Annotated in this window: 7 protein-coding genes; 2 read left to right on the plus strand and 5 right to left on the minus strand. The window is 74.0% G+C overall.

Annotation, left to right across the window (positions count from 1 at the left end; all coding sequences use genetic code 11):
• Positions 1–71: 71 nt before the first annotated feature.
• Positions 72–1,658: a 3' terminal RNA ribose 2'-O-methyltransferase Hen1 gene (locus J0670_RS24685; protein WP_207813853.1), complete on the minus strand. Its 1,587-nt coding sequence runs from the start codon at positions 1,656–1,658 to the stop codon at positions 72–74.
• A gap of 166 nt (positions 1,659–1,824) precedes the next feature.
• Here J0670_RS24685 and dapD point away from each other — a divergent pair, with 166 nt between their 5' ends.
• On the plus strand, positions 1,825–2,814 hold the full coding sequence (gene dapD / locus J0670_RS24690; protein ID WP_207813854.1) for a 2,3,4,5-tetrahydropyridine-2,6-dicarboxylate N-succinyltransferase: 990 nt from the start codon (positions 1,825–1,827) through the stop codon (positions 2,812–2,814).
• A gap of 134 nt (positions 2,815–2,948) precedes the next feature.
• Here the strand turns inward: dapD and J0670_RS24695 are convergent, their stop codons facing one another.
• Both J0670_RS24695 and helR read right to left on the minus strand, forming a co-directional pair.
• Positions 2,949–3,248 (minus strand): DUF6087 family protein, encoded by a 300-nt coding sequence (locus J0670_RS24695; RefSeq protein ID WP_207813855.1) that lies wholly within the window; start codon positions 3,246–3,248, stop codon positions 2,949–2,951.
• Between the two features lie 155 nt (positions 3,249–3,403).
• Positions 3,404–5,563, minus strand: coding sequence for an RNA polymerase recycling motor ATPase HelR (helR, locus tag J0670_RS24700; RefSeq protein ID WP_207813856.1), 2,160 nt, complete (start codon positions 5,561–5,563; stop codon positions 3,404–3,406).
• Positions 5,564–5,935: 372 nt separating this feature from the next.
• Here helR and J0670_RS24705 point away from each other — a divergent pair, with 372 nt between their 5' ends.
• Positions 5,936–6,199 (plus strand): hypothetical protein, encoded by a 264-nt coding sequence (locus J0670_RS24705; protein ID WP_207813857.1) that lies wholly within the window; start codon positions 5,936–5,938, stop codon positions 6,197–6,199.
• Here J0670_RS24705 and J0670_RS24710 read toward each other — a convergent pair.
• The gene (locus J0670_RS24710) at positions 6,118–6,813 is read right to left on the minus strand and encodes a DUF6099 family protein (protein WP_207813858.1); all 696 of its coding nucleotides are present in this window, start codon (positions 6,811–6,813) and stop codon (positions 6,118–6,120) included. The genes J0670_RS24705 and J0670_RS24710 overlap by 82 nt on opposite strands.
• Before the next feature lie 167 nt (positions 6,814–6,980).
• A complete protein-coding gene (locus J0670_RS24715; RefSeq protein WP_207813859.1) occupies positions 6,981–7,298 on the minus strand; it encodes a nucleotide pyrophosphohydrolase in 318 nt (105 codons plus the stop codon).
• Position 7,299: the final 1 nt, after the last annotated feature.

Raw genomic sequence — 7,299 nt, forward strand, 5'->3', positions numbered from 1 at the left:
GGCGGTGCTCTCGGGGTGGCCGGTGTGGTCGGTGTGGTCGGTCCGGTCGGTGTGCTGGGTCGCGTCGTCGGTCATCGGGGCTCGCCTCCCTCGGGTGCGGTGCTGGTCGGTGTGGCGGCGGGCTCGGTGCGGAACAGGGCCAGCTGGGTCGGGGCGCCGACCTCCTCGTCCTCCGGGCCGACCGGGCGCAGCTCGACCGAGTAGCCGTAGGCGGCGGCGACCCTGTCGGCCCAGCCCCGGAACTCGGCCCGGGACCACTCGAAGCGGTGGTCGGCGTGCCGCACGCTGCCGGCCGGGAGGCTGTCCCAGCGGACGTTGTACTCGGCGTTCGGCGTGGTGACGACGACGGCCTTGGGGCGGGCCGCGCCGAACACCGCGTACTCCAGGGCGGGCAGCCGCGGCAGGTCCAGGTGCTCGATGACCTCGCACAGCACCGCCGCGTCGTATCCCTTCAACCGGGCGTCGGTGTACGTCAGGGCGCCCTGCGCCAGCGTCACCCGGGCCGCCTGACGCTCGGACAGACGCTCCAGGCGCAGCTTGCGGCTCGCCGCGTGCAGCGCCCGGGCGGAGACGTCCACGCCGAGGATCCCGGTGAACCGGGCGTCCTTCAGCAGCTCTCCGATCAGCTCGCCCTGGCCGCAGCCGAGGTCGGCGACCCGGGCCGCACCCGTCTCTCGCAGGGCGGCGAGGATCGCGGTGCGGCGCTGCTCGGCGAGGGAGGGCTGCTTGGGCTCGGCGGGCTGCTCGGTGTCAGGCTGCTGCTCGGTTCCGGGCCGTTCGGCGCCGGACTGCTCGGCACCGGGGTGCTTCTCCTCCTCCGGTCGGTCGTCGACCGCGTGGTCGATCTCCTCGACCTCGCGGTCGTCCGCCTCGGCCAGCCGAGCCAGCTCCAGCCGCTCCATCGCGGCCCGGGTCAGCGACCAGCGCCGGGACAGGTAGCGGCGGGTGATCAGGGCACGCTCCGGGTGGGCGGCCAGCCAGCCCTCACCCGCGGCGAGCAGCTTGTCCACCTCGTCCGGGGCGACCCAGTAGTGCTTGGCGCCGTCCAGCACCGGCAGCAGGACGTACAGCTGCTGGAGCGCGTCGGCGAGGCGGACGGACTCCGAGGCGAGCACGATCCGCACGTAGCGGGACTCGCCCCACTCCGGGAAGGACTCGTCCAGCGGGATCGCCGTCGCGTCGACCCGCCAGCCCAGCGGTTCGAACAGCCTGGCCACCATCGCCGGGCCTCCGCCCTCGCCCGCGCCGTTCGCGGGCACGGCGGGCAGCTCGATCCGCAGCGGGCGGGCCCGGCCCGGCAGTTCGGGGCGGGCCGGGCAGGCGCCCTTCATCGCGGACCGGAACACCGTCCGCAGCGCCACCGCGAGCAGCGAGGACGCGGCGTAGGGCCGGTCGTTGACGTACTGGGCGAGCGCGAAGTCGGGCGAGCCGCCTCGGCCCTTGCCGTTGCCCCTGCCCTTGCGGACCAGGGCGATCGGGTCGATGTCCAGCAGCAGCGCGGCCGTGCAGAGCTCGTCCCCCGCCTCCGGGTAGAAGACGTGGGCCTCGCCGTGCGACGTCGCGAACCGCTGGACCTTGCCGGGGTGCTTGTGCAGCAGGAACCCGAGGTCCGTGGCCGGACTCTCGGCGCTGCCGGTAGTGGAGATCGACATGAACACCTGTCCGAGTATTGCCCAGCGCACCGCCCCTGAGCACCGGGTTTTCCCGCCCGGCGGCCCTCCGGCGACACATCTTGCGGGCTGGCGCGGAAGACGCGCGCGGAGGGCGCGTCCGCACGACGGGCGTGTTCGGCACCGGACCCCCGCATTGGTTAACGTGCTCGGTGTGACTGCTGAATCCACCTCCCTCCCGAACGGCGCCGTGGCCACCGGTCTGGCCACCATCGCCGCCGACGGCACCGTCCTCGACACCTGGTACCCCGCCCCCGCACTGGCCGCCGAACCCGGCCCGGCCGGCACCGTCCGCCTGACCGCCGAGCAGGCCGAGGCCGAGCTCGGCGCCGGTGCCGGCGACGCCCTGCGCACCGACGCCCGCCGCGGCGTCGAGGTGGTCGCCGTGCGCACCACCATCGCCTCGCTGGACGAGAAGCCGCTCGACACCCACGACGTGTACCTGCGCCTTCACCTGCTCAGCCACCGCCTGGTCAAGCCGCACGGCCAGAACCTGGACGGCATCTTCGGTCTGCTCGCCAACGTCGCGTGGACCAGCATCGGCCCCGTCCCGGTGGACAAGGTCGAGCAGGCCCGCCTGGCCGTCCGCGCCCAGGGCGGCCAGCTGGCCGTCTACGGGATCGACAAGTTCCCGCGGATGACCGACTACGTCGCCCCGACCGGGGTGCGCATCGCCCACGCCGACCGCGTCCGGCTCGGCGCGCACCTGGCCGCGGGCACCACCGTGATGCACGAGGGCTTCGTCAACTTCAACGCCGGCACCCTCGGCACCTCGATGGTCGAGGGCCGGATCAGCGCGGGCGTCGTGGTCGGCGACCACAGCGACATCGGCGGCGGCGCCTCGATCATGGGCACCCTGTCCGGCGGCGGCAAGCAGGTCGTCTCGGTCGGCGAGCGCTGCCTGCTCGGTGCCAACGCGGGCATCGGCATCTCGCTCGGCAACGACTGCGTGGTCGAGGCCGGCCTGTACGTCACCGCCGGCACCCGGGTCACCACCCCTGACGGCGCGGTGGCCAAGGCCGTCGAACTGTCCGGCCAGGACAACCTGCTGTTCCGCCGGAACTCGCAGACCGGCGCGGTCGAGGTCATCGCCCGCTCCGGTTCCTGGGGCGGCCTGAACGCGGACCTGCACGCCCACAACTGACCTGCGGGCAGTGCGTCTTGGGGGTCCGGCGCCGAGCGCGCCGGGCCCCTTTCGCGCACTCCGGCCCGTTGCGGCGACACGCCCGGCGTGCGGGGCGCCCGATGTGCGGCGCACCCTACGACCGGCGGCGCACCCTACGGCCGACGGTGGCGCCCGGGCGTCTTCCGCTGTCGCGACGCCGGGCGGGGCTGTCGCCGTACGCCGTCACCCTCGATCCCGTGCAGGATCCGCTGGGCGGCGGCGTAGTCCTCGGCCACCGTCTCCGGCAGCCACTGGTAGCCGTCCCACCGCACGATCAGCCGTGGCTCGCCCGGCGCCACATGGGCGCCCCGCCGCTGTTCTTCGATGAGCCGCACGGCCCTCAACTGCCCGACAGGTCGCAGTCGTTGCTCCCGCCGCTCGGCCCACGACGCCAGCGGTTCGTCCTCGTCCATCGCCCCAGTCTGGCCCCGGGCACCGTTGATCGGCACCTCCATCACCCGACCGGGCTACCCGCTCGCCCGGGAGGTGGACGGCCGCCCCGGGCAAAGGCCGGACGAGGGTTGGGTGGGGCCGGGCGGCGGCCGAGCGAGGACCGGACGGCGCGCCATCAGGAGCTCCGGAGGATGACGAGTTGCCGGGTCGCCCTGGTCATCGCGACGTAGCGGTCGACCGCCCCCTCGACGCCCTCGCCGAACGCCTCCGGGTCGACCAGGAGGACCAGGTCGAATTCGAGCCCCTTGGCCAGCTCCGGGGTGAGCGAGCGGACCCTCGGCCGCTCCCGGACGTCCGGTGCGCCGATGACACAGGCCGTCCCCTCGGTGTGCCCGGCGAGCCAGGAGTCGAGGACCGCCTCCAGCTCCGCCACGGATCCGTGCCGGACCGGAATGCCGCTGCTGCGTACCGAGTTCGGCACATTGGCGTCCGGCAGCGCGGCCCGGATGGCCGGCTCGGCCTCCGCCATGACCTCCTCCGGCGTGCGGTAGTTGACGCTCAGCGAGGCCATGGTGATCCGGTCGAGCCCGACCCTCCGGAGGCGCTGCTCCCACGACTCGGTGAAGCCGTGCCTGGCCTGGGCGCGGTCCCCGACGATGGTGAAGCTCCGGGACGGGCAGCGCAGCAGCAGCATCTGCCACTCCGCGTCGGTCAGTTCCTGGGCCTCGTCGACCACGATGTGCGCGAACGGGCCGGCCAGCGGCTCCGCTTCGGCGGCGGGCAGCGCGGCCTCGTCGACCAGGGTGTCCTGGAGGTCCCGGCCGCGCAGCATGGTCACCGCGCCCTCGCCGTCGTCGTCGGCCTGCAACAGGTCGCCGATGACGTCGGCCATCCGCTCGCGCTCGGCGGCCGCCGAGGCCCGCTCGCGCTGCCGGCGCAGCGAGGCCTCGCGGTCCCCGAGGCGCTGCCGGGCCGCGTCCAGGAGCGGCAGGTCGGAGACCGTCCAGGCCTGCGGGGCGTCCTTGCGCTGGAGCGTACGGACCTCCTCGGGGGCGAGGTGGGGCGCGCACATCCGCAGGTAGGCGGGCACCGACCAGAGGTCGCCGACCAGGTCGGCCGCGTCGATCAGCGGCCAGGCGCGGTTGAGGGTCTCGACCAGCTCGCGGTCCTGCCGCAGCGACCGCCGGAACAACTCGGGCGGGACCTCCTCCTCGCCGGGCTCCAGCTTGTCCAGCAGGATCGCCACCAGTTCGTCCCAGATCTGCTCGCGCGCCTCGTTGTGCGGGGTGCCCGGATCCGGGGCGTCGAAGGCCTCGGCCCAGTCCTCGGCGCTCAGCCACAGGTCGGCCCAGTACGTCGTGACCGCCATTCCCTCGGCGGGCGGCTCCTCGTAGAAACGGACGGCCTTCTCGATCGCCTGGACCAGTTCCGCCGAGGACTTCAGCCGGGCCACCTCCGGGTCGGCCTCGACCGCCGCGCCCGCGCCCTCGGGGACGAGGTCCCGCAGGGTGCAGGTCCGCACCCCCTCCTCGCCCAGGCTGGGCAGGACGTCGGAGACGTAGGCCAGGTAGGGCTGGTGCGGGCCGACGAACAGGACGCCGCCGCGCCGGTGGCCGAGGCGGGGGTCGGAGTACAGCAGGTAGGCGGAACGGTGCAGGGCGACCACGGTCTTGCCGGTGCCCGGACCGCCGTCGACCACCAGGGCGCCGCGCGAGCCCGCCCGGACGATGGTGTCCTGGTCGGCCTGGATGGTGGCGAGCACGTCCCGCATCCGGGCCGACCGCCGGCCGCCCAGGCTGGCGATGAAGGCGGACTGGTCGTCCAGTGCGGCGTGCCCCTCCAGGGCCTCGGCGGTGAACACCTCGTCCCAGTAGTCGGCGATCCGGCCGCCCGTCCAGCGGTACCGGCGGCGGCTGACCAGGCCCATCGGATCGCCGTGCGTCGCCGCGAAGAACGGCTCGGCGGCGGGCGAGCGCCAGTCGACCAGCAGTCGGCGGCCCTCGCGGTCGGTGAGCCCGAACCGGCCGATGTACACCGACTCGGCGCCGTCCGCGGCGACGATGCGCCCGAGGCACAGGTCCAGCCCGTAGCGGCGCAGGGCGCGCAGGCGGCCGCTCAGCCGGTGGACCTCGATGTCACGGTCCATCGCCGCCCGCCCGGCCCCGCCCGGTGCCCGGCGCACCTCGTCGAGCCGGTCGGACAGTTCGGCGATCGCCTGCTCCAGGCTCTCCGCGATGGCCGTGAAGTGCCGCTCGTCGCCGGCGATCAGCGCCGGGTCGGCCTTGGCGGAGAGGCGCTCGGGCAGGTCGAAAGCACTGGTGGTCAGGGGGTTCATGGCATCAGCTCCGATCTGAGGCCTGCGATTGTGCGCCACCACCGGGGCCTTGCCGCAAGACCCCCGGTGCGCTATACGTTGAGAGTGGCAAGGGGTGGGTCTTCCCCCTTCTTCTCCTTCCTTTCGTTCATTCCGCCGGGCCCGGTACGGGCGAGGGCACTGCGCTGCCCAACGGCGGCGAGGCGACGGCACGGGCCGCGGGACGGGCGGCGGCCCTAGCCGAGGCCGCGCGGCGGCGGCAAGCCCGGCTCACCCGAGAGGCTTACCCCGTACCGGAGTTGGACCGCATCGGGTGGTGCGCGGTGACCGGCCGTCGGCGCGGTTCGTTGGTCGCTGCGGCACACCTCACCACCGATCCGAAGAGGTCCCGTCATGTCCGAACCCTCTGCCTCGCCGCAGCTCCCGAGCAGCCCCACCGGCTCGGCCGCCAGCGCCTCGGCCGGGCCCGAGACTCCCAAGAGCCTGCTGGAACAGATGCAGGAGCTACTCGCCTCGGTGACCGCGGACCTCGCCGCGCTGCAGTCCGACATCGTGGACACCGCCACCGACCCCGCCTACCCGGCCGACACGGACACCCCCGAGGCGCCGACCTCACCGACCTCACCGACCTCACCGACCACGCCGGGCGCCCGGTAGTCCGGAGCCCGCTCCTCCCCGGCCGTCGGCCCGCCCTCGCCCGGCGGGCCGAGCCGGACCACGAGTAACGGGGACCCGCGACCGGCCCGTTCCGGCTCCGCCCCGCCGAGCGCCGTACACTCCGCTCCCCCACCCCGGCCGACCGCCTTGCGCAGCCGCCCGGCCAGGTCCTTGCACTCCGACACCGCGTCCACGCCGTCGATGCACGTCCAGTACAGGCTCTCGGTGTCGGCCCCGCAGGCCAGCACCACCAGCGTCTCACCGACGTCCCGGAGCAGTTCGTCCAGCGCGACCAACGCCGGTGCCAGATCGCCGAGTTCGGTGAGCCGACCGGCCCTTCCGCCGCCCACCGGGGCCACCCTGGCGCCGGACCGGTCCAGGCAGACCGCCGCGTGCGCCCCCGCTTCGGAGAGCTGCTGGCCGAGCCCGGCCAGCTCCTCGCCCTCGGACTCCGCCGACTCCACCGACTCTGCGGACTCCGCCGACTCCGCCAACCTGGCGCCCACCGCCTCGGTGAGCAGCGCGGCCTGCCGCGCCTCGGCCAGCACGTCCGGTACCTGCCGGGCCTCGGCCAGGGCGTGCCGGGCCGTCTTGATCAGTCGCAGTGCCTCCATGGCTCCCCGCTCCCTCCGCTCGCTGTCGCTGTCGACCACGACCGCCGCCGGAGCGGTCGGGTGGTCACGGCGAAAGCGTGCGGGGAAGCGGGTCGACTCGCACCCACCGGATCGAAAGCTGTGGACAACTCGGGGTTGTGGATAACTTCCGTCCCCCACAAGGGTGATCAGCCCTCGTCCGAGTTGACGTCCGCCGCCTCTCCCGGCACCGGGAAGCGGTGCTCGTTGCGCTCGATCTTGGCCGCGAGCGCCGTCAGCGGATCCACCCCGACCGCCGTACAGAACTGCAGCAGGTACGCGAGCACGTCCGCGACCTCGTCACGCACCCGGTGGGCCCGCTCCGGATGGGACATCACCGCCGCCGCCTGCTCCGGCGTGAGCCACTGGAAGATCTCCAGCAGCTCGCCCGCCTCCACGCTCAGCGCCGCCGCCAGGTTCTTCGGCGTGTGGAACGGCTCCCAGCTCCGGGCCGCCGCGAAGTCCACC

The sequence above is a fragment of the Streptomyces sp. FH025 genome, from assembly GCF_017427025.1.
GTDB lineage: Bacteria > Actinomycetota > Actinomycetes > Streptomycetales > Streptomycetaceae > Kitasatospora.